Raw genomic sequence first — 482 nt, forward strand, 5'->3', positions numbered from 1 at the left:
ATGTCAACCTTATCCATATGAAAGAGCGTATCCGTGGTTATAAAAAGGCTATGGATGAAACCGGTAAGAGAAACTTGGCTAACGTGGTCTTTCTGAAGCAGGATGCTCCCAGAAAGTCGGCAGACCGTTTGTTGCCTAAAATGATTGATGGCGGTGTAGACGCTTTTCTTTTTGCCACCAACATGATTTCATTGGCTTGTTTATATACAATAAAGGACATGGGAGAGGGAATTATTGGTAAAATAGGTCTAGTGGGTTTTGACGGTAATCCGGTATTTGACTTTTTTGATGCCCCTATATCCTATATTCAGCAGCCTATAGATGTTTTAGTACAGAAAGCACTTGAAATACTGATAGATATCATTATTAACGGTAATACAGTGCAGTCTGTGCTTGCCGAGGGAGAATTTATTGAAATGGCTCCTTAGGAGAGCTGTTTTTTTTACATGATAGCTTAATCGATTTAGTTAATTTTTATATTA

Annotated in this window: 1 protein-coding gene; it reads left to right on the plus strand. The window is 38.0% G+C overall.

Features of this window, described 5'->3' with window-relative positions; all coding sequences use genetic code 11:
* A partial coding sequence (locus tag DWY55_RS21840; RefSeq protein WP_165859539.1) for a substrate-binding domain-containing protein occupies positions 1-428 on the plus strand: 428 nt, incomplete at its 5' end.
* Between the last annotated feature and the right edge of the window lie 54 nt (positions 429-482).

The organism is Bacteroides sp. AF25-38AC, assembly GCF_003602995.1.
Classification (GTDB): domain Bacteria; phylum Bacteroidota; class Bacteroidia; order Bacteroidales; family Bacteroidaceae; genus Bacteroides; species Bacteroides uniformis.